General features: G+C 68.3%; 29 protein-coding genes. 14 read left to right on the forward strand and 15 right to left on the reverse strand.

The window, feature by feature from the left end:
• Nucleotides 1–125: 125 nt before the first annotated feature.
• Nucleotides 126–800, forward strand: coding sequence for a GntR family transcriptional regulator (locus MicroSTF_RS18675; RefSeq protein WP_021198385.1), 675 nt, complete (start codon nt 126–128; stop codon nt 798–800).
• Between the two features lie 16 nt (nt 801–816).
• Here MicroSTF_RS18675 and MicroSTF_RS18680 read toward each other — a convergent pair whose 3' ends face one another.
• The 7 genes from MicroSTF_RS18680 to MicroSTF_RS18710 all read right to left on the reverse strand — a co-directional run bounded on the left by MicroSTF_RS18680 (nt 817) and on the right by MicroSTF_RS18710 (nt 8,901).
• Nucleotides 817–1,713: a carbohydrate ABC transporter permease gene (locus tag MicroSTF_RS18680; protein ID WP_021198386.1), complete on the reverse strand. Its 897-nt coding sequence runs from the start codon at nt 1,711–1,713 to the stop codon at nt 817–819.
• Entirely contained in the window at nt 1,710–2,603 is an 894-nt protein-coding gene (locus tag MicroSTF_RS18685; protein WP_021198387.1) for a carbohydrate ABC transporter permease, read from the reverse strand. Before MicroSTF_RS18685 ends, MicroSTF_RS18680 begins: the two co-directional genes overlap by 4 nt.
• A gap of 2 nt (nt 2,604–2,605) precedes the next feature.
• Complete coding sequence (locus MicroSTF_RS18690) at nt 2,606–3,922, reverse strand: ABC transporter substrate-binding protein (protein ID WP_029260121.1); 1,317 nt, start codon at nt 3,920–3,922, stop codon at nt 2,606–2,608.
• A 122-nt stretch (nt 3,923–4,044) separates the two neighbouring features.
• Nucleotides 4,045–5,682 carry an amylo-alpha-1,6-glucosidase gene (locus tag MicroSTF_RS18695; RefSeq protein WP_315071365.1) on the reverse strand — a complete coding sequence of 546 codons (1,638 nt, stop codon included), beginning with the start codon at nt 5,680–5,682 and terminating at the stop codon, nt 4,045–4,047.
• Nucleotides 5,679–6,623, reverse strand: a complete 945-nt coding sequence (locus MicroSTF_RS18700; protein ID WP_081860178.1) for a carbohydrate ABC transporter permease — start codon at nt 6,621–6,623, stop codon at nt 5,679–5,681. The genes MicroSTF_RS18695 and MicroSTF_RS18700 overlap by 4 nt, the downstream gene beginning before the upstream one ends.
• Nucleotides 6,620–7,582: a carbohydrate ABC transporter permease gene (locus MicroSTF_RS18705; RefSeq protein ID WP_051671178.1), complete on the reverse strand. Its 963-nt coding sequence runs from the start codon at nt 7,580–7,582 to the stop codon at nt 6,620–6,622. The genes MicroSTF_RS18700 and MicroSTF_RS18705 overlap by 4 nt, the downstream gene beginning before the upstream one ends.
• Nucleotides 7,583–7,584: 2 nt before the next feature.
• Nucleotides 7,585–8,901: an ABC transporter substrate-binding protein gene (locus tag MicroSTF_RS18710; RefSeq protein ID WP_051671179.1), complete on the reverse strand. Its 1,317-nt coding sequence runs from the start codon at nt 8,899–8,901 to the stop codon at nt 7,585–7,587.
• A gap of 163 nt (nt 8,902–9,064) precedes the next feature.
• Between MicroSTF_RS18710 and MicroSTF_RS18715 the strand changes: the two genes are divergently transcribed.
• The 8 genes from MicroSTF_RS18715 (at nt 9,065) to MicroSTF_RS18750 (ending at nt 13,851) form a co-directional block, all read left to right on the forward strand.
• Nucleotides 9,065–9,508 carry a hypothetical protein gene (locus tag MicroSTF_RS18715; protein ID WP_029260126.1) on the forward strand — a complete coding sequence of 148 codons (444 nt, stop codon included), beginning with the start codon at nt 9,065–9,067 and terminating at the stop codon, nt 9,506–9,508.
• A 179-nt stretch (nt 9,509–9,687) separates the two neighbouring features.
• Complete coding sequence (locus MicroSTF_RS18720; RefSeq protein ID WP_029260127.1) at nt 9,688–10,758, forward strand: M4 family metallopeptidase; 1,071 nt, start codon at nt 9,688–9,690, stop codon at nt 10,756–10,758.
• Nucleotides 10,733–11,038: a protealysin inhibitor emfourin gene (locus tag MicroSTF_RS18725; protein ID WP_029260128.1), complete on the forward strand. Its 306-nt coding sequence runs from the start codon at nt 10,733–10,735 to the stop codon at nt 11,036–11,038. Before MicroSTF_RS18720 ends, MicroSTF_RS18725 begins: the two co-directional genes overlap by 26 nt.
• Nucleotides 11,039–11,102: 64 nt before the next feature.
• On the forward strand, nt 11,103–11,438 hold the full coding sequence (locus tag MicroSTF_RS18730) for a hypothetical protein (RefSeq protein ID WP_021198396.1): 336 nt from the start codon (nt 11,103–11,105) through the stop codon (nt 11,436–11,438).
• Nucleotides 11,439–11,533: 95 nt separating this feature from the next.
• Nucleotides 11,534–11,794 (forward strand): hypothetical protein, encoded by a 261-nt coding sequence (locus MicroSTF_RS18735; RefSeq protein ID WP_029260129.1) that lies wholly within the window; start codon nt 11,534–11,536, stop codon nt 11,792–11,794.
• Between the two features lie 58 nt (nt 11,795–11,852).
• Entirely contained in the window at nt 11,853–12,614 is a 762-nt protein-coding gene (locus MicroSTF_RS18740) for a ribonuclease H (RefSeq protein ID WP_322957739.1), read from the forward strand.
• 29 nt (nt 12,615–12,643) lie between these two features.
• A complete protein-coding gene (locus tag MicroSTF_RS18745; protein WP_021198399.1) occupies nt 12,644–13,033 on the forward strand; it encodes a DoxX family membrane protein in 390 nt (129 codons plus the stop codon).
• Nucleotides 13,034–13,125: 92 nt separating this feature from the next.
• The gene (locus tag MicroSTF_RS18750; RefSeq protein WP_029260131.1) at nt 13,126–13,851 is read left to right on the forward strand and encodes a Pr6Pr family membrane protein; all 726 of its coding nucleotides are present in this window, start codon (nt 13,126–13,128) and stop codon (nt 13,849–13,851) included.
• On the opposite strand, the gene MicroSTF_RS18755 is transcribed toward MicroSTF_RS18750, so the two are convergent.
• From MicroSTF_RS18755 to MicroSTF_RS18765, 3 genes are all read right to left on the reverse strand, one after another.
• A complete protein-coding gene (locus MicroSTF_RS18755) occupies nt 13,842–15,194 on the reverse strand; it encodes a flavin monoamine oxidase family protein (protein WP_029260132.1) in 1,353 nt (450 codons plus the stop codon). The genes MicroSTF_RS18750 and MicroSTF_RS18755 overlap by 10 nt on opposite strands.
• A gap of 161 nt (nt 15,195–15,355) precedes the next feature.
• On the reverse strand, nt 15,356–16,333 hold the full coding sequence (locus tag MicroSTF_RS18760) for an SRPBCC family protein (RefSeq protein ID WP_021198402.1): 978 nt from the start codon (nt 16,331–16,333) through the stop codon (nt 15,356–15,358).
• A 2-nt stretch (nt 16,334–16,335) separates the two neighbouring features.
• A complete protein-coding gene (locus tag MicroSTF_RS18765; protein WP_029260134.1) occupies nt 16,336–16,725 on the reverse strand; it encodes an ArsR/SmtB family transcription factor in 390 nt (129 codons plus the stop codon).
• Between the two features lie 117 nt (nt 16,726–16,842).
• On the opposite strand from MicroSTF_RS18765, the gene MicroSTF_RS18770 reads away from it, so the two are divergent.
• Together MicroSTF_RS18770 and MicroSTF_RS18775 are read left to right on the forward strand one after the other, a co-directional pair.
• Nucleotides 16,843–18,228 carry a formylglycine-generating enzyme family protein gene (locus tag MicroSTF_RS18770; RefSeq protein ID WP_322957745.1) on the forward strand — a complete coding sequence of 462 codons (1,386 nt, stop codon included), beginning with the start codon at nt 16,843–16,845 and terminating at the stop codon, nt 18,226–18,228.
• Between the two features lie 269 nt (nt 18,229–18,497).
• Entirely contained in the window at nt 18,498–19,250 is a 753-nt protein-coding gene (locus MicroSTF_RS18775) for an SDR family NAD(P)-dependent oxidoreductase (protein ID WP_322957747.1), read from the forward strand.
• Nucleotides 19,251–19,405: 155 nt separating this feature from the next.
• Here the strand turns inward: MicroSTF_RS18775 and MicroSTF_RS18780 are convergent, their stop codons facing one another.
• Together MicroSTF_RS18780 and MicroSTF_RS18785 are read right to left on the reverse strand one after the other, a co-directional pair.
• Nucleotides 19,406–19,732 carry a hypothetical protein gene (locus MicroSTF_RS18780; RefSeq protein ID WP_021198419.1) on the reverse strand — a complete coding sequence of 109 codons (327 nt, stop codon included), beginning with the start codon at nt 19,730–19,732 and terminating at the stop codon, nt 19,406–19,408.
• A gap of 66 nt (nt 19,733–19,798) precedes the next feature.
• Nucleotides 19,799–20,242: a MarR family winged helix-turn-helix transcriptional regulator gene (locus tag MicroSTF_RS18785; RefSeq protein ID WP_322957750.1), complete on the reverse strand. Its 444-nt coding sequence runs from the start codon at nt 20,240–20,242 to the stop codon at nt 19,799–19,801.
• A gap of 128 nt (nt 20,243–20,370) precedes the next feature.
• Here MicroSTF_RS18785 and MicroSTF_RS18790 point away from each other — a divergent pair, with 128 nt between their 5' ends.
• Together MicroSTF_RS18790 and MicroSTF_RS18795 are read left to right on the forward strand one after the other, a co-directional pair.
• Nucleotides 20,371–20,613 carry a hypothetical protein gene (locus MicroSTF_RS18790; protein ID WP_021198421.1) on the forward strand — a complete coding sequence of 81 codons (243 nt, stop codon included), beginning with the start codon at nt 20,371–20,373 and terminating at the stop codon, nt 20,611–20,613.
• Entirely contained in the window at nt 20,613–21,167 is a 555-nt protein-coding gene (locus MicroSTF_RS18795; protein ID WP_021198422.1) for a MarR family winged helix-turn-helix transcriptional regulator, read from the forward strand. The genes MicroSTF_RS18790 and MicroSTF_RS18795 overlap by 1 nt, the downstream gene beginning before the upstream one ends.
• Before the next feature lie 4 nt (nt 21,168–21,171).
• On the opposite strand, the gene MicroSTF_RS18800 is transcribed toward MicroSTF_RS18795, so the two are convergent.
• From MicroSTF_RS18800 to MicroSTF_RS18810, 3 genes are all read right to left on the reverse strand, one after another.
• Nucleotides 21,172–21,489, reverse strand: a complete 318-nt coding sequence (locus MicroSTF_RS18800; RefSeq protein WP_021198423.1) for an ArsR/SmtB family transcription factor — start codon at nt 21,487–21,489, stop codon at nt 21,172–21,174.
• Nucleotides 21,486–21,989 carry an SRPBCC domain-containing protein gene (locus MicroSTF_RS18805; RefSeq protein ID WP_322957754.1) on the reverse strand — a complete coding sequence of 168 codons (504 nt, stop codon included), beginning with the start codon at nt 21,987–21,989 and terminating at the stop codon, nt 21,486–21,488. Before MicroSTF_RS18805 ends, MicroSTF_RS18800 begins: the two co-directional genes overlap by 4 nt.
• A 202-nt stretch (nt 21,990–22,191) precedes the next feature.
• Complete coding sequence (locus tag MicroSTF_RS18810) at nt 22,192–23,415, reverse strand: MFS transporter (protein WP_167253539.1); 1,224 nt, start codon at nt 23,413–23,415, stop codon at nt 22,192–22,194.
• A gap of 158 nt (nt 23,416–23,573) precedes the next feature.
• Between MicroSTF_RS18810 and MicroSTF_RS18815 the strand changes: the two genes are divergently transcribed.
• Nucleotides 23,574–25,190 (forward strand): SDR family oxidoreductase, encoded by a 1,617-nt coding sequence (locus MicroSTF_RS18815; RefSeq protein WP_322957757.1) that lies wholly within the window; start codon nt 23,574–23,576, stop codon nt 25,188–25,190.
• The last annotated feature ends 6 nt before the right edge of the window (nt 25,191–25,196 follow it).

Raw genomic sequence — 25,196 nt, forward strand, 5'->3', positions numbered from 1 at the left:
CTTCCTCGAGAGTGTCAAAATCAAATTCAATTTGATTCTGCGAACGTACGCGTTCGCCGTTCCCGTGTCAAATGCCCGCCCGGCGCGCCCGATCGACACACAGCCGCCGCACTAGGATTGCGGGCATGGCGCGAGTGGATGACAGGCGGGATCCCGACGATCCCTCGCTCGCCGAGAACGTCTACGAAGGACTCGTCTCCCTCATCCTCAGCAACGAGCTGCCCGCAGATGCGCGGGTCAACATCAATGCGATCGGCAAGCGCCTCGACGTGTCGCCGACGCCGATCCGCGAAGCGCTCACACGACTCGAGGACGCCGGGCTGGTGCGCAAGACGCACCTCAAGGGCTACCGGACGACACCGGTGCTCACGTCGCGAGAGCTCGCCGACCTCTACGACCTGCGGTTGCTGCTCGAGCCGGTGTCCGCCCGCCGTGCCGCGGAGCGCGCGACCCCGCAGGAGCGCGACGCGCTCGCGACCGAACTGCATCGATACGCGAACGCACCCGGGTCGGCGGAGTTGACCGACTACGCCAGATTCAGCGAACACGACGCCCTGCTGCACCAGCTGATCGCCAGGGCCTCGGGCAACCTCGCGGTGGCCAGGGCGCTGGAGCGCACCCACTTCCACCTCCACGCCTTCCGGCTCGCCTACGACGTCGAGACCGGCGAGGCGACTCTCGAGGAGCACGTGCGCATCGTGGAGACGATCATCGCGGGTGACGCGGACGGCGCCGAGGCAGCCATGACGGAGCATCTGCGGGCGGCTCAGGACCGACTGTCGACCCGCACCCCCGAGTAGACGCCGCCTGCTCCCGTCACCCCTTCACCGCGCCGCCGAGGAGACCTGCGACGAACTGCTTCTGGAAGATCAGGAACAGCAGGAGCAGGGGCAGTGTTGCCAGCAGCGACCCCAGCATCAGGCCGGAGTAGTCGACGCGGCTCATGCCGATCATCGTGTTCAGCGCGACCGGAACCGTGTAGTTCGCCTCGGTGTTGAGCATGAGCAGCGGCCAGATGAACGCGTTCCACTGGCTGATGAACGTATAGATCACGAGCGCCGCGATCTGCGGCTTCGCGACGGGAAGCACGATCCGATAGAACGTGCGCAGCTCGCTCGCGCCGTCGATCCTGGCCGCCTCGATCAGGCTCGGCGGGAAGTCGAGGAACCCCTGGCGCATCAGGAAGATCCCGAACGCGTTCGCCAGGAACGGCAGGATCACGGCCTGATACGTGTCGATCCACCCCATGCCGGCCATGATCTGGAACAGCGGGACCAGCAGCACCTGCATCGGGATCATCATCGTCACGAGCACGAGCGCGAGCAGCACACCGCGTCCACGGAATCGATAGGTGGCGAGCCCGTAGCCGCACATGATGCTGACGATCGAGCTGAAGACCGTGTAGATCACCGCGATCAGCAGGCTGTTGAGCATCACTCGGCTGAAGCCGATGCTCTCCTCCAAGCGGGCGAGGTTCTCCCACAGCGCGTCGCCGGGGAGCACCGGGAGCGGCGTGCCGAACAGCTCCGAACTCGGATGGGTGGAGGCGATGACCATCCACAGGAACGGGATGATCGACACCAGCGAGGCCACGACCAGCAGCAGGTAGAGCGGCAGCCGCAGCATGCGCGAACGGGCGCCGCGCTCCCCCGCTCCGAGGCTGCGGGTGTCGCGGCCGGAGGTGACCAGGGTGCGGGTGGCGAGATCTGTCATGGCTTCTCCCTCATGACCCGGAACTGCACGACGGCGATGATCGCGGTGATCAGCACCAGCATCCAGGCGATGGCTGATGCGTAGCCGAAGTCGAACTGTCGGAACCCGACCTTGTACAGGTAGAGCACCGGGGTGAGCGTGGCGTCGTTGGGGCCGCCGCCCGTGAGGATGAAGTTCTCGTCGAACAGCTGCAGTGCGCCGATCGTCGAGGTGATCCCCGTGAAGATCAGCACCGGCCGCAGCTGCGGAAGCACCACGCTCCAGAACGTCTGCCAGCGTCCGGCGCCGTCGACCTTCGCCGCCTCGTAGAGCTCCGGGGGGATCGACTGCAGGCCGGCGAGGATGATGACCATGTTGTAGCCGGTCCATCGCCAGGTGACGGCGGCGATCACGGAGACACGCGCCCACCACTCGTTGTTCAGCCAGTCGATCGGGGCGACGCCGATCACACCGAGCATCTGGTTCACGGCGCCGCCGTCGGTGGCGAGCAGCACGCGGAACACGACGGCGTAGGCGACCAGCGTGGTCACCGCGGGCAGGAACGTGAGCAGGCGGAATCCCGAACGCCACCGCAGCCATGACTGGTTGAGCAGGTAGGCGAGCCCGACCGCGAGCACCATCATCAGCGGCACCTGGACGATGAGGATCAGTCCCGCGTTGAACAGGCTCTTCGCGATCAGCGGGTCGGAGAACAGCCGCTCGTACTGGCCGAGTCCGACGAAGCTCGTCACGCCGCCCTCGGTGCGGAACAGGCTCTGCCAGAGCGAGGCGCCCAGCGGATAGGCGAAGAAGAACAGGAGCAGGGCGGCAGCCGGCAGCACGAACCAGCGTCCGGCCCTGCCCGGGTCCAGCCGTCGGCGGCCGGACCCGGGCGAGGTCGCGGAGGTCATGGTTACTTCGCGACCTCTCGACCGGTGGAGGTGGCGAGCTGCGCGGCCGCATCGGCGAGCACGGTGGCGGGGTCGGCGCCGTTCAGCACGGCGGCGGCGACGGCGTTGGCGACGATGTCCGAGGCCTCTGCACTGTCCGAGGTGTAGACGATCGGCGGGATCTGGGCCGTGAGCTCTGCGAAGGTCTCGTAGACCGGCTGACCGCCGAAGTACTCGACCGGCTTCGAGAAGTAGTCCGATTCCAGTGCGGGCAGGTACGACGGGAAGAGTCCCTCGTTCGTCATCATCGACACCTGGTTGTCGGCATCCGCCAGCACGAAGTCGACGAACGCCGCGGCCAGCTGCGGGTTCTTCGCCTGCGCCGGCACCGCGAGGCCGGATCCGCCGTTGTTCGACGTGCGCGCACCGCCCTCGTCGAACGCCGGGAGCGGGAGCACGGCGTACTTTCCGCTCAGCTCGGGGGCGTCGCCCTGGAGCGTGCCGATCCACCAGACGGCGTCTGCCGTCACGGCGGAGTCGCCGTCTTTCGCCGAGGTGACCCGGCCGTCCCATCCGGTGACGTTCTTGATGAGACCGGCCTCGTTCATCTCCTGCAGCATGGTGAGCACGCGCACGGCTTCCGGCGAGTCGAGCGTGATCTCTCCCGCCTCGTTGAACAGCCCCTGCCCGAGCTGCTGCAGCAGCATCTGAAAGCCGCCACCGGCGGAGAGGTCGGTCGAGAGCAGCGTGTGGCCGGTCTTCTCCTTGATGACCTTGCCCGCCGCGATCAGATCGTCCCAGGTCGCCGCGGCCTCGATGTCGACGCCCGCCTGCTCGACGATGTCTGTGCGGTAGTACAGCGCCACAGTGCCGGAGTCCCACGGAGCGATGCGCAAGGACCCGTCGGCATCGGAACCCGCGGACCACTTGAACGGGTCGAAGTCGACTTCATCACCGCCCAGGATCGGGTTCAGGTCGAGCATCCCCTTCGGGAACTGCGTGATGTAGCCGGGGGCGGCATCCGTCTCGATCGTGACCACGTCGGGCAGGCCGGTGCCCGCTTGGAAGCCGACCGACATCTTGTCATAGGCGTTGTCGTAGCCCACGTCGACGACCTTCACGGTCGTGCCCTCGTGGGCCTTCTCGAAGTCGGCCGCGAGCCGCTCCAGGGCGACGGCTCCGACATCCCACGACCACACGGTGATCTCTCCGTCGAGCTTCGCGTCGGGGTCCAGCGCGACCGCGTCGGACCCTCCGGTCGGCACTCCTCCGGTGGCGCATCCGGCGAGCGCGATCCCGACCGCCGCGAGCGCGGCGATCCCTGTGAGCTTCTTCTTCATGTCTGACTCCTTCGTCGTTGAAATGAATATTGAATACAATCGAGTTCCGCAGTGTTCCGGTCGCCGTTCCTGTCGGTCGCCGCCCCGGCAAGCGACAGGAATCGCGACCGGAACGGATGCCGTCAGCTGAGCTGCACGGCGAGGTCGATGAACAGCGCAGCCGACCAGCCGAACGCGGTGGTCGCCGTACGCGCCTTCCGACCTGTGTGCGGGTTGAAGTACTCGTGCGGACCGCCGCCGTGGATCACGAGGGCCACGGTCTGCTCGCGCAGCTCCCGTGCCCGCTCGGGGTACCCCGACGCCTCCAGCCCCTCGGCGACCAGCATGCTCGTGTTGACCCACACCGGTCCGCGCCACATCCGCTCGTCCGAGAAGTCGGGATCCGATGCTGCGACCGTCGGCAGCCCCCAGGGCAGGGCGAAGCGCTCGGGGTCGTCGACGGCCTGGCGCAGCGCCTCGGCGATCGGCGCCGGCAACGTGCCCGTGAGCAGCGGCATCAACCCGACGACCGTGTCGCTGAGCTGCGGCTCCCCGCCGCCATACGCGAGGAATCGCCCGAGGTCCGGATCCCACATGCGCAGCAGCCGCTCCTGCGTGCTCTCGGCCCGTTCCCTCAACCGCGAGACGTCGGCATCCGGTTCATAGCGGGTCAGCAGGTCCGCGAGCTCCACGTCCTGTCGCACGAGGTACGCACCCAGGTCGGGAGCCGCTGTCGGCAGCGGACCGTCGAAGATCGGGCTGTCGTCGAGCCCGGAGGAGTACGGGTGCCCGTACTCCGGCATCCCGTCGTGGTCGAGGTCGCTGCCGGCGAACCACCAGTCCTGCGAGCGGACGATGCGGGTCAACTGCCGGCGCGCGTAGTCGGGGGCGTCCTCGGCCTCGAGCACCTTGCGCAGCGCCCAGGCAGCGAGCGGCGGTTTGGTGAGCGGCACGGGGGCGCTCGGGTCGGCGATCTGCGATCCGGCTCTGCGCAGGTTCGCACGGTCGCTCTCGGGCAGGTCGTCGCTGGTCGCGAGCACTCCGAGCTCGTGCACCACGTCGGGCAGCTGGCCGTCGGGCTGTGGGAACCGGAACGCGATGTCGAGCTGCTCGCGCGCGAGCTCCGGGTCGCCGTGTCGCAGTCCCACGGCGATGAAGTACGCATCCCACTGCCACAGCCCGACGTAGCCGATCTTCGACGGCACGATCGCCCTGGCATCGCCCAGCGACGGCAGCTCGACGATGTTCGCGCCGAGCACCCACCAGCAGAACGCCGTCATCTCCTGCAGGTCGCCGCGCACACTCGGGCACTTCGCGAACCAGTCGGTCCAGATCGCCTCGGTCGCGGCGAGCGCCGCCGCGTGGTCGCCGGGCTCGACCGTGACAGTGCGGTCAGCATCGATGCGGAGGCGAAGACCGTCACCGAGCGGATGCTCCTCGACACTCCCGTCCGGTCGCCGCAGCCGCACCCGCGACCCGGGTTCTCCGCCGAGGCTCAGCGTCGACGGATCGGCGAAGGTCAGCGTCGCCGCAGCAGCGCCGAACGTCACTCGCGCCGGATGCACGTCGGTCACCGCACGCGCCTCGCCTGAGGCGTCCACCATGATCAGCGCATCCAGCACCCGGCACTCCGAGAGCCGCCGCTCATACTCCGAGGTGTGCACGCGCACACCGTTCCCGTCCTCCGCGCGGAAGACGAGCACGCGCGAACGCGGCAACGTGAACGGCGCCGAGGCCAGATCGAGGTGACGGCCGGCGAGGGCGGCGGCATCCGTCATCATCGCCCTCCCAGTCCCGATGCGGCCATGCTGTTGAGGATCTTCCGCTGGCCGATGACGAACACGATCAGCATGGGCACGGTCGCGATCGCCGAGGCCGCCATCACGAGTCCGTAATTGATCGAGCCCTGCTGCCCCTCGAAGGCGTTCAGCAGCAGGGGAACCGTGAACAGGTCGGGCGAGTTCAACAGCACGAGCGGGAACAGGAAGGCGTTCCACACGTCGAGCGCCACGATGATGCTGAGGGCAGCGAGGCCGGGCTTCAGGTTGGGGAGCACGACGCTCCAGAAGATGCGCCAGCGACCGGCACCGTCGACGATCGCCGCTTCTTCCAGCTCACGCGGCAGAGCCAGCACGAACTGCCGCATCAGGAACACCGCGAACGGGTTCGCCATGATGCCGGGGACGATCAGCGCGAGGTGCGAATCCACCCAGCCGAGGTTCGACATCAGCAGATAGAAGGGGATCAGCGTCACCTGCTTCGGGATCATCTGCGTCGCGAGGAAGACGATGAAGAGCACCTTGCTGCCGCGGAACCGGATGCGCGCGAACGCATATCCCGCCATCGACGCCGTGAGCAGCGTGCCGACCACCACGAGGATCGCGATGTACGCGCTGTTCAGGTACGCCTGGCCGAACGGGACCGCGTTCCAGGCCTGGGTGTAGTTGTCGAACGTCCAGGGATCCGGGAGGAACTGCAGCGGGTTCTTCAGCAGCTGCGGCAGGGTCTTGAACGAGGTCAGCAGCATCCAGATGAACGGGAACACCATGCCGATCCCTGCCACCACGAGCACCACGTGCAGCAGGGTCGAACCGAACCGGCGGCGTGCGCGGTCGACGGCGGGGCCACCACGGCCACGGGACCGGTAGCCGGGCGCAGTGATCGCGATGGTGGAGTCCGTGGCCGGAGCAGGGCCGGTCAGCGGGGGCGTCTGAATGCTCATGCGGGGTCATCCTCGTAGTGGACGAACTTCTTCTGCGCGCCGAACTGCACCGCGGTGATGACGAGCGTGAGCAGGAGCAGGATGATGCTCGCGGCGCTGGACGGACCGAACTCGAACCGCCCGAAGCCCAGATCGAAGATGTGGTAGACGATCGTGCGGGTCGCGTTGTCGGGGCCGGCGTCCTGCACCAGCACATAGACCGTGTCGAACGTCTGCAGCGACGAGATGAACGCGACCACCGACGAGAAGAAGACGATCGGGGAGAGCAGCGGCAGGCGGATGCTGGTGAACAGCCGCCACGGGCCGGCACCGTCGATGCGCGCCGCCTCGATCACCGAGGGTGAGATGTTCTGCAATCCGGCGAGGAAGATCACGACGTTGAGGCCCATCGACGACCAGATCGTGACGATGCAGACGGCGAGGAGGGCCAGCTTCGGGTCCTGCAGCCAGTCGGGCGGGGTGACCCCGAAGACCTTCGAGATCGTCGTGGACAGCAGCCCGTCGGAGCGGAACATCTGCTGCCAGATCATCGCCACCGCGACCGTCGAGGTCACCACGGGGGCGAAGAACAGGATCAGGTAGAGCGTGCGCGTCTTGAGCTTCTCGAGCGCGACCGCGACGATCACCGAGAGGCCGAGACCGATGGGGACCGTGACGATCGCGACGATGAGCGTGTTGAGGATCGCCCGACCGAGGAGCGGGTCGGTCAGCTGATCGGCGAAGTTGGCGAAACCCACCCAGGTGAGATCGGTCAGCCCGTCCCAGTCCGCGAAAGCGAGCACCAGGCTGGCGGCGAACGGCAGCACGACGAACAGCCCCATGCCGATCATCTGGGGGCCGACGAAGACGTACCCCCACAGCCGGTCGCGGCGACGCCAGAGCGCCTCCTTGCGCAGGGGCGGGGCGGATGCCGCAGGGGTGACCTGCGGCATCCGCCCGTTCTCGGTGAGAGTGCTCACTCCTACTTCTCCGACCGTTCCTTGACCACGTCGGCGATGGTGTCGAGCGTCTCCTGCGCGTCGGCCTTGCCCTGGTACAGCTTCAGGAACTCGTCGGCGATGGCGGTCGGCAGACCGGGCACGCGCGCCTCGGCGGGGTAGTCCTCGAACCCGATGTCGCGCATGTCGAGGAAGGTCTGGGCGTGTGCGGGATAGTCGTCCTCGAGCACGACCTCGTCAGCGCCCTTGATCGAGGGGACCGCGTTGCCGCCGCCCTGCAGACGGAAGGTCTGCCCCTCGGCGGAGAGGAACTCGGTCCAGAACGTGAACGCCGCGTCCTTCACCTTGGTCTTGCCGTTGATCGCGAGGAAGCTGGTCGCCACGCCGGTGGGAGCAGCTTCGCCGTCAGGGGTCGGCCACTGCACGATGTCGTAGCTGTCCTGCTCGCCCGTCGCATCCACCGTGCCGATCGTGTAGCGGCCCTGCACGAAGAAGCCGGCCTTGTGCGTGACGAACACGCTGTCGGCGCCGGCACCGTCAGGAAGGGTGTCGGCGACGACGAAGGTGCCGTCCTCGAACAGGTCGCCGAGCTGCTGCACCGACTCGACGGTGGCGGCGTCCTTGTTCGCGACGAAGGCACCGGAATCGTCATAGGGAGCATCGAGGCCCTGCGACGAGAGCCAGCTCCAGTGCGTCGCCCAGTAGTTCCAGTACATGGTGCCGGTGAGGCCCGCGTCGTGGAGCTTCTCGTTCATCTCCAGGAACTTGTCGGTGGTCCACTCGCCGTTCTCGGCGAGGGTCGCCGGGTCCTCCGTGATCCCTGCGGCCGCCAGCGCCTGCTTGTCGTACCAGAACACGTCGGGGTTCGAGTCGTTCGGGGCGGCGTACACCTCGCCGTCGTTCTCGGCAGCGCCGAAGAGCCCGGGGAAGAAGTCATCCTTCTTCGTCTTGCTGTCCTTCGAGTCCATCAGGTCGCTCAGCGGCATGAGCCGGTTCGAGTCGACGAACTGGCCGATCTTGTCGTCGCCCACGTAGAACACGTCGGGCGCGGTGTTGCTGGTGAGCTGTGCGAGCAGCTTGGAGTGGTAGTCACCGTAGTCGGCGACGGGCTGCAGCTTGACGGTGATGTCGGGGTGGCGCTCCATGAAGTCCTTGTTGAACTCCTCGTAGCGGGTGAGCTCGTCGGCCGTGCCCCAGGTCGACCAGACGACGGTGGCGTTGCCGTCGGCGTCGACGCCTCCACCGCCTCCTCCACCCCCACCGCTGCACGCGGCGAGTCCGAGTGCCAGAGCGCCGGCGGCACCCAGTGCCAGATACCGCGTCACGTTCGCACGTGCCATCTCGCTACCTCTTTCATCATTGGAAGATCAGGTCGGGATCGCCCCTTCGGGCGTACTGGTATTCTGTATACAGAACGCAATCCTGTCAAGGAATGGGGCGACGGACCTGCCTATCGAGACCATCCCGTGACGTGCAGCCCGGACCATGGCGCAGACTGTCTTCATGACCGATCCCGATCCGCACCTGCTCGGCCCCGGACTCCTCCCGACGCCGTTCACCGCCGCCGAGATCCGCGACGCCACCGGCACGGGGATGGTGATCCACCTGCTGCTCGAAGGCCCCGACGGACCGATGGGCGAGCACGTCAACCGCTTCCACGACACCGATGACGAGGGAGCGACGCTCGACCGCTGGGCAGCGGAGGACCCCAAGGCCGTCGTGTCGAATCGGGTGACCTGGGCGGAACTGCAGGGCCATGCCGCCTTCGACGCCGGCACGACGAGCGTGTCGACCGTGAGCCTGACGACCCCGCTCGGTGCGCTCACCTGCCGCCGGTACGACACCGATGACGGCATCTTCTGGTTCTCGATCGACCACCCGGGCATGCCGGTGCAGTACGAGTCCGACGGCCTGCGCACGACCGTGCTGAGCATCGAGAACGACTGAGGGCGCGCGCCGGGAGGCGGCACCGTGTGCGGCGGAGAACTCCGCGTCGGGCGGACAGCCACGCGGCACGGCTCCTCCCGACACAGAGAACTCCGCCCCACGCCGGTCCGCCCGACGCGGTTCTCGCCGCAACCCGCCCGCGCCACACGAACGTCGGCGTCCCGGCGTAGGGTCGCAGCATGAGCAGCACAGCATCCGGAGAACGTCATGGAGTGGTCCCCTCTTACCTGCTCGCGCGTCTGGCCGAGTCAGGCCGATTCCCCAAGGCCGCCGCAGCTGCGAGACAGACGCTGACCGCCGGTCGACCGCCCTTCCGCGCGCGCATCGACCTGTCGATCGACGAGAACGGCGACCTCGTGGCGCAGCTGTCCGATGCCCCCAACCGCACGATCAGCGACGCCGGCAACACGCAGCAGCTGCCCGGCGCGGTCGTGCGAGGCGAAGACGATGCCCCGGTCGAAGACACCGCGGTGAATGAGGCCTTCGACGGCCTCGGCGCCACGTTCGAGATGCTCCTCGCGGCTTTCGACCGCAACTCCCTCGACGACGCGGGCGCCCCGCTGGATGCGACCGTGCACTACGGCGTCGACTACGACAACGCGTTCTGGGACGGCGAGCGCATGGTGTTCGGCGACGGCGACGGCGAGGTGTTCCAGCACTTCACCGGCTCGCTCACGGTCATCGGCCACGAACTCGCACACGGCGTCGTGCAGCACACTGCCAACCTCGAGTACCAGGGGCAGCCTGGCGCCCTGAACGAGTCGATCGCCGACGTGTTCGGCGCCCTGACCGAGCAGTACGCCCTGAGCCAGACGGCCGACCAGGCGACGTGGCTCATCGGTGCCGAGATCTTCACCGACGCCGTCGAGGGCGCGGCGCTGCGCTCGATGATCGCACCCGGCACCGCCTACGACGACGATGAGCTCGGCCGCGATCCGCAGCCCGACCACATGAGCGGCTTCGTCCGCACCACCGAAGACAACGGCGGGGTGCACATCAACTCGGGCATCCCCAACCGTGCATTCGCCCTCTTCGCGATCGATCTCGGCGGCAATGCCTGGGAGCGGGCGGGAACAGTCTGGTACCGCGCTCTCACCGGAGGCCTGTCGAGCACCGCGACCTTCACGCAGTTCGCCGACGCGACAGTCGCCGCGGCCACGGCCATCGATGCCGCCACAGCCGCAGCAGCTCGACGGGCGTGGACGACCGTGGGAGTCTATGAGGATGAGCGAGTCCCCTCCACCGACTGACGCGCAGGTCGTGATCGCGGTGGTGCGCACCGGCGGCATCGCCGGCATCCGCCGTCAGTGGCATGTGGAAGCCGGCACTGACGACGCGGCGGAGTGGATCGATCTGATCGACCGTTGCCCGTGGGATCAGGAGCGGGACGGCGGACCCGGCGCCGATCGGTTCATGTGGAGCATCCAGGCGCGCACACCGTCCGAGCGGCGCGAGCGCGAACTGCCCGACTCCGCGCTCGAAGGCCCTTGGCGGGCACTCGTCGAAGCCGTGCGCGCGGCCTCGGCCTGACGACGTCAGTCCACGTACGCTCTCAGGTGAGCCGTCTGCCGACGGCGACACGAAGAGGGGGCTCATGCTGACGATAGAAGAAGCTGAACGACTGCTCGGTGCGGCACGCGAAGCACACACCCGCGGCGACCCTCTCCTGCACCTGCACGTCGAGGTCAGCCGCCTCACCGGTGCCCCGTCGTCCTGGGGTTCGGCGGCGAACGACTACCTCCAGAACGAGAGCGTCGGCTACTTCCTCAGCGAGGTCGAGAGAGTCGGTTGGCGCCTCGAGCACACGGGATACGCCTTCGTCGGATCGGGCGCCACCACATCCGATCGGGTGATGAGCACCGGAACGGGCGTCGTGAATCACGGCGCCGTCTCGGGATACTTCACCTTCCGGCGCGCGGCCTCGGCCTGACAGCCACGACGTCGGCGACGACCACCGGCGCCGCATCCGATCAATCCCGTGTGAATCCGGCCTCCTCACGGCGGCTCGGGTTCACAATGGAACTCATGGGACTGTTCCAGCAGAAGCCTGAAGAACAAGAGAACCAGTGGGTGCTGCCCTCGGAGCCGCTCGAGCGCTCCGAGTCCGAGGTGCTCGACACCGCACCCGTCGTCGATCCGCTGTCGATCGGTCTCGGCGCGGAGACCAGCGGCGACCTGAGCTCGGTCTTGTTCCCGGTCGCGCCCCCGGTCCCCGAGGCCGCCTCGACCGGTGACGCCGAGCCGCTGGACGACGAGCCGCTGGACGACGACCCCGAAGGCGACTGACCGACTGCTCGCCCTTCACGCGACAGGGCGACGTCGCGCTCACCGTTACGGTTGAGGGATGACGATCACCGCCGCCGCAGACGGCTCCGCCCTGGGCAACCCCGGCCCCAACGGCTGGGCCTGGTACATCGACGACGACAACTGGGCGGCCGGCGGATCGCCGCACGGCACCAACAACCAGGGGGAACTGCGAGCGGTGCTCGAACTGCTGCTCGCGACGGCGGGCACCGACGAGAAACTGCTGATCGAATGCGACAGCCGCTACGTGATCGACTCCGTGACGAAGTGGATGCCGGGCTGGAAGCGCAAGGGCTGGCGCAAGTCCGACGGCGGCCCCGTGCTCAACCGCGACCTGCTCGAGGGCATCGACGAGGCCATCCGCGGCCGTGACGTCGAGTTCTCCTGGGTCAAGGGGCACGCGGGGCACCCGCTGAACGAGGCCGCCGACGAACGTGCGAACGCCGCGGCCAAGGCATACCAGGCGAAGCAGGAACCACGTCGAGGACCGGGCTTCACCCGCGGCACGGATGCCGGAGCCGCGGTCGCCGCGTCGGCGCCGGTCGCCGCCTCCGCCCCCTCGTCGGCCCCCGCTCGGGCGGCCTCGCCGACGATGGCCTCCGCCGCCTCCCCGACCGCTGCGTCCGCCGCCGCCGAGCCGTTGTGGGCCGAGGCATCCGATCTCCTCGACGGCCTGGATGCGCCGGAAGACGACCCGATCGAGCTGCGCATCCCGCTCTCGTCCGACGAGCACGCGCGGCTGCGCGACCGCGCCGAGGCTCAAGGTGTCTCGCTCGAAGAGGCGCTCCGCCGCCTGATCTGAGCGCAGCGACCGAGGCGTACACTCGCATCATGTCGACTCCCGCCCGCACCATCGGCCGCATCTTCCTCGGCGCCTCCCTCGTCTTCGCGGGGGTCTCGCACCTCACGATCGCCCGCGAGGAGTTCCAGGCGCAGGTGCCGGAGTCGCTGCCGCTGGACCCCGACACCACGGTGCTCGCCTCGGGCGTGGCCGAGGTCGCGCTCGGCTCCGCGCTGCTGCTGGCACGGCGCCGTCGACGTGCGGTCGGCACGTTCGCCGCCCTGTTCTTCGTCGCTGTGTTTCCCGGCAACGTGGCGCAGTGGATGCACCACCGTGACGGATTCGGGCTCGACACGGACATGAAGCGCTTCGTGCGGCTGTTCTTCCAGCCCGTGCTCGTCGCGCTGGCCCTGTGGTCGACCCGCGAGCCCCGACGCTGACTCACACCACGTCCTCTCCACCACCAGAACGCTGACCCTCCGCGCATGACGGGTCCTCCGAGCTGCGGTCCGTAGACTCGGCTGATGACGGAATGGGTGGTGACGCAGCGGTGAAGGCCCGCACCGTCTTCGGCCTGCTCCGCCTCGGCGCTGCCGCCGTCTGCCTGGTCGCACTCATCCATCGACTCGCCTGGGGACTGGCGTCGAACACCATCGCGAGCCAGAACTTCTTCGCATATCTGACCAACCAGTCGAACATCGCGTTCGTGGTGCTGCTGAGCATCGCGGGGGTCATCGCCCTGCGCACGGCTCGCGATCCGCGCTGGCTCACGGTCGCCCTGGCGCTCGTGCTGACCTGGACGATCACCGCCGGACTCGTGTTCGCCATCCTGGTCTGGCAGGCCGGCATCCGCGGCATCCGCATCGATGTGCCCTGGTCGGATCAGGTGCTGCACTTCTGGCTCCCCGCCGTGACGGTGGCGGCGTGGGCACTGGCACCCGGCCACCGCTCCGTCTCCTGGCGAGTCATCCCGGTGACGCTCGCCTACCCGGTGATCTGGGGTGTCGCCACCATGATCCGCGGGCCGCTCATCGGCTGGTACCCGTACTACTTCCTCGACCCGCGGCAGGTGAGCGGCCCGATGGAGTTCATCCTCTCGTCGGCGATCGCCCTCGGCACCTTCGCCGCGGTCGCCACGGTCCTCGTGCTCGTCAGCCGCATGCCGCTGCCGAGACGACTGCGCGTGGACGTCGACGCGAGCTCCGAGACCCCGACACCCGAGCAGGCGCCGATCGGTGAACGTATCGGTCAGACGTAGAGGGCCAGCGAGGCGAGGGCCGCTTCGATGGCCTCGTCCTCGTCGAGCTTCGCGAACTCGGCGGCCGCGGCACCTCCCACGATGCCCACGAGCACGTTCTCGCCGGTCGCGGGTCGCAGGTTGATCCAGGTCGGGATCACCACATCGGCGCCCACCGCGTGCCAGATCGCCTCTTCGTTCTCCCAGAACGGCTCGTCCCACCGCAGCCACACGGTCTCGATCGCGCCCATGCCGAGCGCCGACACCGCACCGCGGTTGGAGAACGGCAGGGGTGGGTCGAACTCGATGCTGCGGTCCTGGAGCACACCCAGCGGCACGGTCACGAGCACGCGGTCGAACGACAGCGCCTCTCCGGTACCGAGGCGCACGCTCACTCCGGAGTCGTCGTACGCGAGGCGAGCGACCGGGGAGTTGAGCCCCACCTTGACGCCGTCGAGGGCCTGCTCGATGAACGGCGTGACGTCGCCGGTCGCCGCCTTCGGGTCGCCTGTCGGCAGTGGCGGCGCGAACCAGCTGGACAGTTCGTCGGCTCCGGCACCGGTGCGGGCGGCGAGGATCGCGAGCAGCGCAGTCGTCGCGGGGTCGGCGGTATCGATTCCGGCGGCGGTCAGAGCATCAGCCACCGAGGAGTCTTCGGGCGCGGCCTGTGCCGTCGTGATCGCCGCGTCGAAGGGCTGAGGGTCGACCGGGTCGACAGCTCCGTCGGGTCCGCGCCAGATCTCGCCGGCCAGTTCGACGACGCCGACCTCTCCCTCGCTCATCCGGTCGAGCACGTCGGCGTCGTCTGGGCCGAAGAGCCAGGCGCCGAGCTGCACCGGCACGGGCCACGATTCGTCGACGCGGGAGTAGACCCGCCCACCGACGCGATCCCTGGCCTCGAAGACCGTCACCTCCAGCCCTCCCTCGGCGAGCAGAGCGGCAGCGGTGGCTCCGGCGAGCCCTGCGCCGACGACGGCGACACGCTCTCCCGAGGTCGCCGGGATCAGGAGTTCCTCGGCCGCGCGCGCACCGGAGCTGATCGCGCCGCGCACCGTTCCGGGAGCATCCTCATCCGTCGCCTCCCCCGCGAAGAACAGGCGCCCGTCGACGGGCTTCCCCAGCGCGAGACGCGTGCCGGCCAGCACGCCCACCGGCGTGAAGCTGGCGGCGCCGAGCGCGAACGGATCGGTGGTCCAGGTGCTGCGGATGCTGCCGGCTGCCGCCGGGACACCGGGCGGAGGCTCGGGCTCGCGCGTGCGAGTGGGCGTCGGCGTGGGTGCCGGTTCCGGGGTGCAGGAGGCGAGAAGCACCGAAGCGACACCGGCTCCGGCGCCGAGGAGCAGAGTGCGGCGCGTGATCCTCATCGTGTCGCCACCTTATCCCGAACACCTGCGTGGAGGCGTGGCGCCTCGATGCTCGGCCTCGCCGGGTCAGGCCGAAACGCCGGGTCAGGCCGTCTCGGGGGAGATCGGCCTGACCCGGCGTGAACGCCTGAAACGGCGACTGCGTGCGCGCAGATGCAGCGTCAGACGGAGAGCAGCTCCCGCTCCAGGCGGGCGAACGACGACTCCATGCCGTCGGCCATGCCGGTGGCGAGGATCATGTCGCGCGTCTCCTTGTCGGGATACTCGATGAGCAGCGTGACGAGAGTCGCGCCGTCCTCCTCATACAGGTTCAGATCGTTGAGCGTCTCGGTGGGCATGCCCTGCATCCGCTCGGTGCTGACCGCCCGGCGCGGGGCGTCGATCAGCAGCGCCTCACCTTCGAACCCGAACGGCTGCCCCTCGGTGTCGCCGACCGGCGCCCAGGAGTTCCGGTACGACTGGCCCACCTCGGTGGCGGCCACGCACTCCGTCATCTCCCAGCCGTCGGGTCCGAGCATCCACTTGCGGATGAGCTCGGGCTCGAAGTGCGCGCGCCAGACCAGCTCCCGCGGCCCCTCGACCAGGCGGGTGATGCGCACGTGGGTGTCGTCGAGCAGCTCCACCCGTGTGCCCTTGCCCTGCGCGTACTCGCGGAGATCCTGCAGCACGGTGTCGAGCTGCGCCATCGCCATCTTGATGCCTTCGACCTGGCCCATCTCGACGACCTGCTCGAGCGCGTCGACGGAGTCGAAATGGCTCGTGGTCACCATACGGGTGCCCTCGGCGGTGGGCTCGAACGAGAACGACATCCGCTGTGCGGGGAATCCGTCGAGCGGTTTTCCCTCCTCATCGACGAACGAGTCGATGACCTCGAAGCCGTGCGGCGCGTCGATCGATACGAATTCCCACGCACCCGACGACTTCTCGCCGCGCGGACCGTTCATCGAGTAGACGGCACGCCCGCCGACGGTGTGGTCCCAGGCGGTGAAGGTGGCCGGCCATCCGGGAGGACCCCAGAACCGCTCGAGCTGACGCGGGTCGGAGTACGCGCTCCAGACGCGGTCGATGGGGGCCGCGAAGTCGGCGACCACGGTCATGGTCAGGTTCTCGGCATCGGTGGTGACGTCGGTGACAGGCATGTTCAGTCTCCTTGTTCGTTCTTCGTGGTGTCGCTGGTGTCGGATGAGCCGGGCCGAGGCGTCTCGGCCAGCAGATCGTCGAGTCGGGCGATGCGCGACCGCCACAGCTCTTCGTATCGGGCGAGGAGCGCCCTGGCGCGGGCGATCATCTCGGGGTTCGCGCGGACGAGCCGCTCGCGTCCCTCGGCGCGCTTGACGATGAGGTTCGCGGCCTCGAGCACGGCGACGTGCTTCTGCACCGCGGCGAACGACATCTCGTATTCGGAGGCGAGGGTCGAGACCGACTGCTCACGCTCGATCGTCCGGCGCAGGATGTCGCGCCGGGTCGACGTCGCCAGTGCGTGGAAGACACGGTCGACCTCCGCTTCGCTCAGTTCTCTTTGTGCAACCATTTGGTTGTACGTTATGCCCGCGGAGCGGGTGTGTCAAGAGGGAAAGTGTCGAGATCGCACTCTCGCGCCATAGACGGGGTGGGTATACTCCCCGATCAACAGAATGGAACACTTAACATGTTACGTAATATTGATCCCGGGCCGACGCAGGGTTCCACGACGGCGGTGCGGGTCTCCGCCGCGGTCGCTCTGACGCTGGCTCTCGTCGCCACCTCGACCACGCCGGTCTTCGCCCAATCCCCGATGGGTCGCGGTGGAGCAGATGCCGCCCATCGCGCACTCGACGATCTCGAGGAGTCGCTGGTGTGGCGATCCGACGCGAAGACCACCTATGGCGCCGTCGTTCCCGCCGTGAACGAAGCGATCCTCGCTCTGGACGAAGATCGCTCGAGGATCCCGCAGTACGAGAGCTTCAAGACGGCGTTGGAGCGGCTTCAGGTGGAATCCACCTATCTGCTCGATCTCGCCACGCAGCCCGGATACCAACCGGGCGTGCTCGATTCCGTGATGTTCCTTCAGGGTTCTGTGGCGGAATGGCAGTACCGCGTGGCCTCGATGGACGACTCTCTGAAGAAGCGCGACAAGACCCGCCCGGCGCGAGTGGAAGGATCGCGCGCCGATGTCAGCGCTCAGACGCAGCCGGGCACGGTGTTCCGCGATCTTCCCGGCCTCCCGGAGATGGTCGTGGTGCCGAAGGGCGACTACGTTGCGGGGGCGACAGCGGAGGAACAGCAGATCTGGAACGTCCCGGAGAACCGTCGTGATTTCGAGACGCCCCAGCGCGACGTCACGATCAGTGAGGCACTCGCCTTCGGCACGACCGAGGTGACGGTCGGTCAGTTCAGTGCGTTCGTCAAAGAGACGAAGTATCGTCCTCGCGGTGGAGCTCGATGGTGGAACCCGCAGGATCCTTCCGCCATGCAGTTCAACGCTGCGCTGGACTACCTGAATCCTGGATTCCCCCAGACGGCCGATTCTCCCGTCGTCGCGATCACGCGTGAAGATGCGAACGCGTACGCGTCATGGCTCAGTGCGAAGACGGGGGAAACCTATCGACTCCCCAGCGAAGATGAATGGGAGTGGGCGGCGCGTGGCGGTGCGACCACGACGTTCTACTGGGGTGACGACCTCTCTCGCGTGAACGAATACGCGAACAGCTTCGACCTCTCGTCGAAGGAGACCAACGGATTCGGCTGGGACAGCACCGGCGTCGACGACGGCTACCCGTACACCGCGCCGGTGGCGAGCTTCGCGCCCAACGGGTACGGGCTGTACGACGTGACCGGGAACGCGCGTGAATTCGTCGCGGACGACTGGGTACAGGATCTCTCCGCCGCAGCGAACGACGGGAGCCCGCATGACGGCGGAGTACCGTTCCCCGTCGTGCGTGGGGGCGCGTGGAACTATCAGCCCCAGAATCTGCGACTGGACTATCGCAGCGCCTACTACTCGTCGGAGACCGCGACCAACATGTTCGGATTCCGCCTCGTGCGCGTGCTCTGAACGGCGACGAAGACCGTCCACCACATGCCGCGGAGCGTCCTCGCCGATCGGTCGAGGACGCTCCGCGGCGACGGGCGCGACCAACGACCGCCCCGGCCAGGCTCGTCGGGCTCGCCTGCTCCGGCAGAGTCCGCTGGTGCCGACGGCCTCGCGTCGCCGACATCCATTCACGTGAATCCACTCCACATTTTGAGGCGTAGGCTGGAGTGAAGGACGGACCGTCCGAGAAGATCTCCCGGCACCGCGCCCGCCCGGAAGTGGAGTCACTCGTGGCTCAGTACGACGTCTCGAACCGCTCGGCGATCGTGACGGGAGCAGGCAGCGGAATCGGACGCTCGACCGCTCTCCTGCTGGCGAAGAACGGCGCATCCGTCGTCGTGAACGACCTGAACGCGGAGCACGCGAACGCGGTCGTCGAAGAGATCCGCGCTGCCGGCGGCACGGCAGAGGCTTCAGTCGGCGATGCGACGGATGCGGCCTGGATCGCTTCTTCCATCGAACTCGCCAACTCGCTCGCCCCGTTGCGCATCGGCGTCAACAACGCGGGCATCGGCGGCGCCAGCGCTCCGACGGCCGAGTACGAGGACGAGGCGTGGGACAAGGTCATCGCGATCAACCTCAACGCGGTCTTCCGCAACATGAAGGCACAGATCCCCTCGATCCTCGCGAACGGCGGCGGCTCGGTCGTGAACATCGCCTCGATCCTCGGCAGCGTCGGCTTCGCCGGCTCCCCCGCCTACGTCACCGCCAAGCACGGCGTGGTCGGCATGACCAAGTCGGCGGCGCTCGAGTACTCCGCCAAGGGCGTGCGTGTGAACTCCGTGGGTCCCGGTTTCATCGACACCCCGCTGCTCGCGAACATGGGCGACGAGGCGAAGGAGTTCCTCGTGAGCAAGCACCCGATCGGACGCCTGGGCCAGGCCGACGAGGTCGCGAACCTCATCGCCTTCCTCGCCAGCGACGCCGCGAGCTTCATCACCGGCAGCTACCATCTCGTCGACGGCGGATACACCGCCCTCTGACAGAATCGACGCTCGGCCATCGGGACCCGATTCTCGATGGCCGAGCGTCAGAAGCGGCGACGCGAACCCCCCGGTTGCGTGGCCGCGCACCTCCCCCGCCCGCGAGCTGCACTGCTTTGCCCAGGAGTGCATCGGCGAGGGAGGCGAGCTTGTCGTCAGGCGACGGCGTGCATCACCCTCGCGGAGGAGCTCAGCGGCGTGAAGTCGATGTCGGTGAGGTCGAGGCCCCCGGCTCCGCTCGCCGCAGCCATCATCTTGACCAGCACCGGCCGCTGCAGCTCCACGTCGGCGTCGATCGTGAAGCGGACCGGGATCGAGGCGTGCATCCACAGCGTCTCGGTGCGCGAGTCCGAGACACGCAGCGTGAGCGGGAACGACTCGCCGCGGCGAAGCTTGGTGACCGCCACGAGACGGAGGTGAGAGAGCACCTCGTCGTCGACCTCGAACGTCTGCGACTCTCCGGCATAGCTGAGCTGACCCATGACTCCTCCTCCGATTTATCTCTCGGAAAATAGATTACTAGTTTAGCTAGCTAATTGGAAGTCGGCTCAGGTCAGGTCCGAGATCTCCTCGGTGAGACGTCGCAGGAACCGTGAGATCACCGCAAGCTGGTCGGGTGTGAACTCGCTCTCGATCCCCTCGACCCGCCGCGAGATCTCGTCGGCGGGAGAATTCAGGTCACGCAACGACGGGCGCACGATCTTCGAACGCGCGTCCTGGGGATGGGTGGAGACGACCACCTGGCCCCTTTCCGCGAGTCGACGGAGCACCGACGTGACCGCGGCGGTGCTCACGCCCAGATGCCCGGCCAGATCCCGCGGGGTCACCGGACGATCGGCGGGCGCTTCCGCGATCAGACGCATGGCGGCACGATCAGTCTCGTTCGGCTGGCGCCCCGCAGCGAGCCGGCGCCCGAGCCGCGCGTCGGCACGGCGAAGCGCATCCACCTCTCGCGCGAGTTCCGGTGTCGCGATCTCCAGCCTCTGCCCCATGTCACCACTCCCCATCTCCGCCGCCCCATGTTACCTCGACGAGCTGATTACTGGACTGTCTAGCAAAATGTGCGATCATCAGGCGCTTCCGACGATGAGAGGATGGAATCACGACGAGAAGGGACGTCATGGTCGATCCAATAGACCTCAAGGATGAGAGATACGTCCGCTACGCCGACCTGCTCGACCAGCTGCACCAGCAGTTCCCCACAGCCGGTCGCGAGCGGATCGCGCGCATCATCACCGCGGAGAACGATGCGATCACGGGCGGGTTCCTGCTCGTCGTCCCCGCCGAGGTCGCAACAGGGGCTGTCGAGATGCTCGAACGCGAGACGGCGCTCAGCGCAGACGGCGGAGAGGTGGTCGCCTGATGAACGACTCCCAGGAGTACGCACGTTCGGGCTACTGGTATCCGGACGGAGAGAGCGCCAGCACCGTCGACGTGCTCAACATGCTGCGACGCTATCGCGCAGCCGAGACCGCCATGCGCGCACGCACGCGCTCCTCGATGGGCATGAACGAGACAGACCTCATGGCGCTGCGATTCCTGCTCAGGGAACAGCGCGCCGGGCGGATCGTGCGACCGATCGACATCGCCAGGATGCTCAACATCTCGACCGCATCGACGACCACGCTCATCGACCGCCTGGAGAAGGGCGGCCACGTCCGCCGAGAGGCGCACCCCACCGATCGCCGCGCGGGCGTCGTGGTCCCGACGGTGAGCAGCGACGAAGAGGTGCGCGCCACCCTCGGCGCGATGCATCGCCGCATGCTGACCCTCGTCGACGAGCTCTCCGATCAGGAACGTGCCGTGGTCACCCGGTTCCTCGCCGGGATGACGGCCGCGATCGAGGAGGCGTCCGACCTCGACCAGGAGCTTCGCGACGTGATCCGCGACCAGGAAGGCTCCGAAGCCGCGGAGTGACGCCCTACAGCCCCTCTGCGATCTGCTTGATCGCGGCGAGGCGGCGGTCCCACTCGCGCCCGATCACATCGAGCCTCGCGGCAGTGGCGGAGAGCTCGGCGCCGACCACACGGAAACGCACCTCGCGCCCCACCGGTACCGGCTCGACGAGACCCACCTCCTGCAGGACGGCGAGGTGCTTCGCGATCGCCTGCCGAGACACCGGAAGGCGCCCGGCGAGGGCGGATGCCGACGCATCCCCCTCGCCGAGAGCCGTCAGGATGCTCCAGCGCGTCTCGTCCGCGAGCGCCGCGAACATGGGCAGCAGAGTCTCCGTGGTCACGCTTCGCCTTCCACCAGTGCGACCATCTTGTCGAGCTCCAGGTCCCAGCCGGTGCGGTGGGACTCGAGGTTCGAGAGCGGATCCGACGTGCGCTCGAATCCGCTCTCCACGACCGTGAGCCTGGTGCCGCCGTCGGCCTCTTCGAGGGTGAAGGTGAACACGGTCGAGGTCGACTCGTCGATGCTCTCCGGCAGCTTCCCGAGCGCATCGTCGTTGTTCCAGCGGTAGGTGATGCGTCGCGGTTCGTCGTACTCCTCGACGCGCAACGGGATCACGTCGTAGTCGGGGAAGGTCATCGTGCCGGTGGCTCCGACGCCCGCACCCTCCAGCACCGTGCGCCCGAACCAGCGGGAGATGTGCTCGGGCTCGGCCACCGCTCGCCACACCTTGTCGACGGGGGCTGCGATCTGGATGCTCCGCCGAACGGAGAAGGTCTCCTCATCGACGACGGATGCCTCGTTGTGGGTCATGTTCACCATGATGGGTCCTTTCGTGGTCACCTACATGCCTCGCCGGCCGATCGGCCAGCTGCAACTCTAGAGTTGCACATGCGATCCTCTTGCGCAACCCCCGGGTTGCACGCAAGATCCCCAGCCGCGCCAGGCGGCGGGAGCGTTCCCGAATGCAGGACGAATCGCTGCGAGAACACCCTGCACCCGCCCTCCCGACATCCAAACGACACCCGCATCTCAGAGACGGAGGTCAGCTGCGCGGTCGGCGCTTCTCCAGGAACCCCGCCAGCAACACGGCGACGAGAGCGGCGACCGGGGCGACGAGGAGCCCGGCACGCAGGCTCTCGTTCTCGGCGATGTATCCCACGAACGGCGGGGACAGCAGGAAACCGAGGCGCAGCAGCCACGAGACGACCGTGAGCCCCACGCCGGGCCGCAGCCCCGGCAGCTCGTCCGCGGCATGCATGGCCGCGGGGATCAGAGTGGCGATGCCGAATCCGACGGCGGCGAAACCCAGGATCGTACCGGGCACGGTGGGGAACGCGAGCGCAAGCGTCATGCCGGCCGCGGCGATGAGACCGCCGACCCTGGCGACCCACCGCTGCCCGAAGCGATCCGTGAGCGGATCGCCGATGATCCGGCCGACGAACTGCGCGCCGACCAGGGCGATGAAGCCGAGCGGCGCGATCGCCGCGGCAGCCCCGAGCGAATCGGCGAGGTACAGCGTCGCCCACGAGTTCCCCGCATCCTCGGCGACGGCACCCGCCATCGCGATGAGGGTCAGCGCGATGATCGCGATCACGGTGCGCGGGGTCACACCGCGGCGCACCGCACCAGCGAGGTCGACGGGCTCCACCGCCGCCTCATCGGCGACCTCGTCGTCACGGCCAGGGAGGCAGAACCGCAGGGCGACGAGAGCGACCGTGGCGAAGACGGCCGTGGAGATGCCCAGGTGCACACCGAGCGGCAGTTGCAACGCGATCGCGACTGCGGCCATCGCGCCACCCAGGACCGCACCGATCGACCAGATCGCGTGGAAGCCGTTGATGATCGAACGCCCGTAGCGCCGCTGCACCCGCAGGCCATGGGCGTTCTGTGCGACGTCGGTGATGGCGTCGGATGCTCCACCGAGGAACAGCGCGACGGCGAACAGCACCCCGGACGGCGCGAGAGCCGCCGACAGCAACCCGAGGCTCGTGAGCACGGTGCCGATGACGGCGATGCGCGCCGACCCGAAACGCCGGATCAGCACCGCCGCGAAGAGCCCGGCAGCGATGGCGCCGGCAGGGAAGGCGGCGATCGCGAAGCCGTAGCCGAGGTTGTCCAGCCCGAGCGCGGACTTGATCTCCGGGTAACGCGGCAGGATGTTCGCGAACAGGGCCCCGTTCGTGAGGAACAGCGCGGAGACGGCGATGCGGGCGCGCCGGGACGCCTGATCCGGCACGGATCGTCGAATCGATTCGATTGAAGCCATGTCTACGATCGTACGGGGCGACGAGGGGCTCTGCCCACACGGAATCCGCGCCCGGCTCCACGGACGCCGACGGCCGCCTGCGCACCGCCCTCCTACAGACCGTCGCCGCACCCCGCAACCCCGTTCCGCGCGTCGGACGCCCGGCCTACGCTCAGGACATGCCCGAACTCACCCAGCCCACCGGTCGCGAAGAGACGCTGCGCGCCATCCCCCGCGACGACGGCTCCGCGCCGCGCGCCCTCGTCCTCGGTGCGACCGGATACATCGGAGGGCGGCTGACCCCGCGCCTGCTGAACGCCGGATACCGCGTGCGCGCGCTGGCACGGGATGCGGCGCGGGCGGCATCCTTCCCCTGGGGTCCGGACTGCGAGATCGTCGAGGGGTCGGCGGATGACGCGGACGCCGTCGCCGCGGCCATGGACGACGTCGACGTCGTGTACTACCTGATCCACTCGATGTCTGCGGGCAAGGGCTTCGAGGAGAGCGACGAGCGAGCCGCGACGACAGTCGCCGAGGCGGCGGCCCGCGCGGGCGTGCGTCGGATCGTCTACCTCGGCGGCCTGCATCCGGACGACGCGAAGCTCTCACCGCACCTGCGCTCGCGCGTGCACGTGGGCGAGATCTTCCTGCGATCCGGCGTGCCGACGCTCGTGCTGCAAGCGGGCGTCGTGATCGGATCGGGCTCGGCGTCCTTCGAGATGATCCGTCATCTCACCGACGTGCTGCCGTATATGCCCGCGCCGAAGTGGGTGCGCAACCGCATCCAGCCGATCGCTGTGCGCGACGTGCTGCACTACCTGCTCGGAGCGGCGCGGGTCGACCCCGACGTGAATCGTGCGGTCGACATCGGTGGCCCCGACGTGCTGCGCTACGGACAGATGATGAACGGCTATGCGGTCGAGGCCGGGCTCCGGCAGCGTGCGATCGCAGCCCTCCCGGTGCTGACCCCCGGCCTCGCATCGCACTGGGTGAATCTGGTGACCCCGGTGCCGCGGTCGATCGCCCGCCCGCTCGTCGCGTCACTGCAGAACGAGTGCATCATGAAGGACCACGAGGTCGACGAGCTCATCCCCCGCCCGGAAGGCGGGCTGACTCCCTACCGCCGCGCGGTCGATCTGGCGCTCGGTCGAGTCCGGGGCGACACGATCGAGACGAGCTGGCAGGACTCCGAGGTCTCCGGCGCGCCCAGCGACCCCCTGCCGAGCGATCCGGAATGGGCCGGACGCACGGTCTTCACCGACTCCCGCTCGGTCACCACGAGCGCCTCCCCGGCGGAGCTGTGGGGCGTGATCCTCGGCATCGGCGGCGAGAACGGCTGGTACTCCTCACCGCTGCTGTGGGCGGTGCGGGGGTGGATGGACCGCATCGTCGGCGGCGTGGGCCTCAGCCGCGGACGCCGGAGCCGCACCGCCGCCCGCGTGGGTGACGCGATCGACTTCTGGCGCGTCGAGGCCGTCGAGACGACGGATGCCGGATCGCTCCTGCGCCTGCGCGCCGAGATGAAGGTGCCGGGCGAGGCGTGGCTGGAGTTGCGTGCCGTGCCCGACGACGAAGGCGCCCGCTACGAGCAGCGCGCGGTCTTCTTCCCCCGCGGCCTGACGGGTCGGCTGTACTGGCTCGCCGTCCTGCCGTTCCACGGCGCCATCTTCGCCGGCATGGCCGCACGCATCACGGCCGCTGCCGAAGAGGCGAAAGAGGCGCAGGCATCCGTCGCGGCGACCGGCGATCCCGCCGATTCCGGCCGGCCCTCTGAGAAGGTGCCTGGTCCGGCGTGATCGCCT

It is taken from the genome of Microbacterium sp. STF-2, from assembly GCF_034650155.1.
Taxonomy (GTDB): Bacteria; Actinomycetota; Actinomycetes; order Actinomycetales; family Microbacteriaceae; genus Microbacterium; species Microbacterium maritypicum_A.

Coding starts and splice junctions, on each gene's coding strand:
- MicroSTF_RS18675 (WP_021198385.1), top strand. CDS start 126: ATGGCGCGAGTGGATGACAGGCGGGATCCCGACGATCCCTCGCTCGCC.
- MicroSTF_RS18680 (WP_021198386.1), bottom strand. CDS start 1,713: ATGACAGATCTCGCCACCCGCACCCTGGTCACCTCCGGCCGCGACACC.
- MicroSTF_RS18685 (WP_021198387.1), bottom strand. CDS start 2,603: ATGACCTCCGCGACCTCGCCCGGGTCCGGCCGCCGACGGCTGGACCCG.
- MicroSTF_RS18690 (WP_029260121.1), bottom strand. CDS start 3,922: ATGAAGAAGAAGCTCACAGGGATCGCCGCGCTCGCGGCGGTCGGGATC.
- MicroSTF_RS18695 (WP_315071365.1), bottom strand. CDS start 5,682: ATGATGACGGATGCCGCCGCCCTCGCCGGCCGTCACCTCGATCTGGCC.
- MicroSTF_RS18700 (WP_081860178.1), bottom strand. CDS start 6,623: ATGAGCATTCAGACGCCCCCGCTGACCGGCCCTGCTCCGGCCACGGAC.
- MicroSTF_RS18710 (WP_051671179.1), bottom strand. CDS start 8,901: ATGGCACGTGCGAACGTGACGCGGTATCTGGCACTGGGTGCCGCCGGC.
- MicroSTF_RS18715 (WP_029260126.1), top strand. CDS start 9,065: ATGACCGATCCCGATCCGCACCTGCTCGGCCCCGGACTCCTCCCGACG.
- MicroSTF_RS18720 (WP_029260127.1), top strand. CDS start 9,688: ATGAGCAGCACAGCATCCGGAGAACGTCATGGAGTGGTCCCCTCTTAC.
- MicroSTF_RS18725 (WP_029260128.1), top strand. CDS start 10,733: ATGAGCGAGTCCCCTCCACCGACTGACGCGCAGGTCGTGATCGCGGTG.
- MicroSTF_RS18730 (WP_021198396.1), top strand. CDS start 11,103: ATGCTGACGATAGAAGAAGCTGAACGACTGCTCGGTGCGGCACGCGAA.
- MicroSTF_RS18735 (WP_029260129.1), top strand. CDS start 11,534: ATGGGACTGTTCCAGCAGAAGCCTGAAGAACAAGAGAACCAGTGGGTG.
- MicroSTF_RS18740 (WP_322957739.1), top strand. CDS start 11,853: ATGACGATCACCGCCGCCGCAGACGGCTCCGCCCTGGGCAACCCCGGC.
- MicroSTF_RS18745 (WP_021198399.1), top strand. CDS start 12,644: ATGTCGACTCCCGCCCGCACCATCGGCCGCATCTTCCTCGGCGCCTCC.
- MicroSTF_RS18750 (WP_029260131.1), top strand. CDS start 13,126: ATGGGTGGTGACGCAGCGGTGAAGGCCCGCACCGTCTTCGGCCTGCTC.
- MicroSTF_RS18755 (WP_029260132.1), bottom strand. CDS start 15,194: ATGAGGATCACGCGCCGCACTCTGCTCCTCGGCGCCGGAGCCGGTGTC.
- MicroSTF_RS18760 (WP_021198402.1), bottom strand. CDS start 16,333: ATGCCTGTCACCGACGTCACCACCGATGCCGAGAACCTGACCATGACC.
- MicroSTF_RS18765 (WP_029260134.1), bottom strand. CDS start 16,725: ATGGTTGCACAAAGAGAACTGAGCGAAGCGGAGGTCGACCGTGTCTTC.
- MicroSTF_RS18770 (WP_322957745.1), top strand. CDS start 16,843: ATGTTACGTAATATTGATCCCGGGCCGACGCAGGGTTCCACGACGGCG.
- MicroSTF_RS18780 (WP_021198419.1), bottom strand. CDS start 19,732: ATGGGTCAGCTCAGCTATGCCGGAGAGTCGCAGACGTTCGAGGTCGAC.
- MicroSTF_RS18785 (WP_322957750.1), bottom strand. CDS start 20,242: ATGGGGCAGAGGCTGGAGATCGCGACACCGGAACTCGCGCGAGAGGTG.
- MicroSTF_RS18790 (WP_021198421.1), top strand. CDS start 20,371: ATGGTCGATCCAATAGACCTCAAGGATGAGAGATACGTCCGCTACGCC.
- MicroSTF_RS18795 (WP_021198422.1), top strand. CDS start 20,613: ATGAACGACTCCCAGGAGTACGCACGTTCGGGCTACTGGTATCCGGAC.
- MicroSTF_RS18810 (WP_167253539.1), bottom strand. CDS start 23,415: ATGGCTTCAATCGAATCGATTCGACGATCCGTGCCGGATCAGGCGTCC.
- MicroSTF_RS18815 (WP_322957757.1), top strand. CDS start 23,574: ATGCCCGAACTCACCCAGCCCACCGGTCGCGAAGAGACGCTGCGCGCC.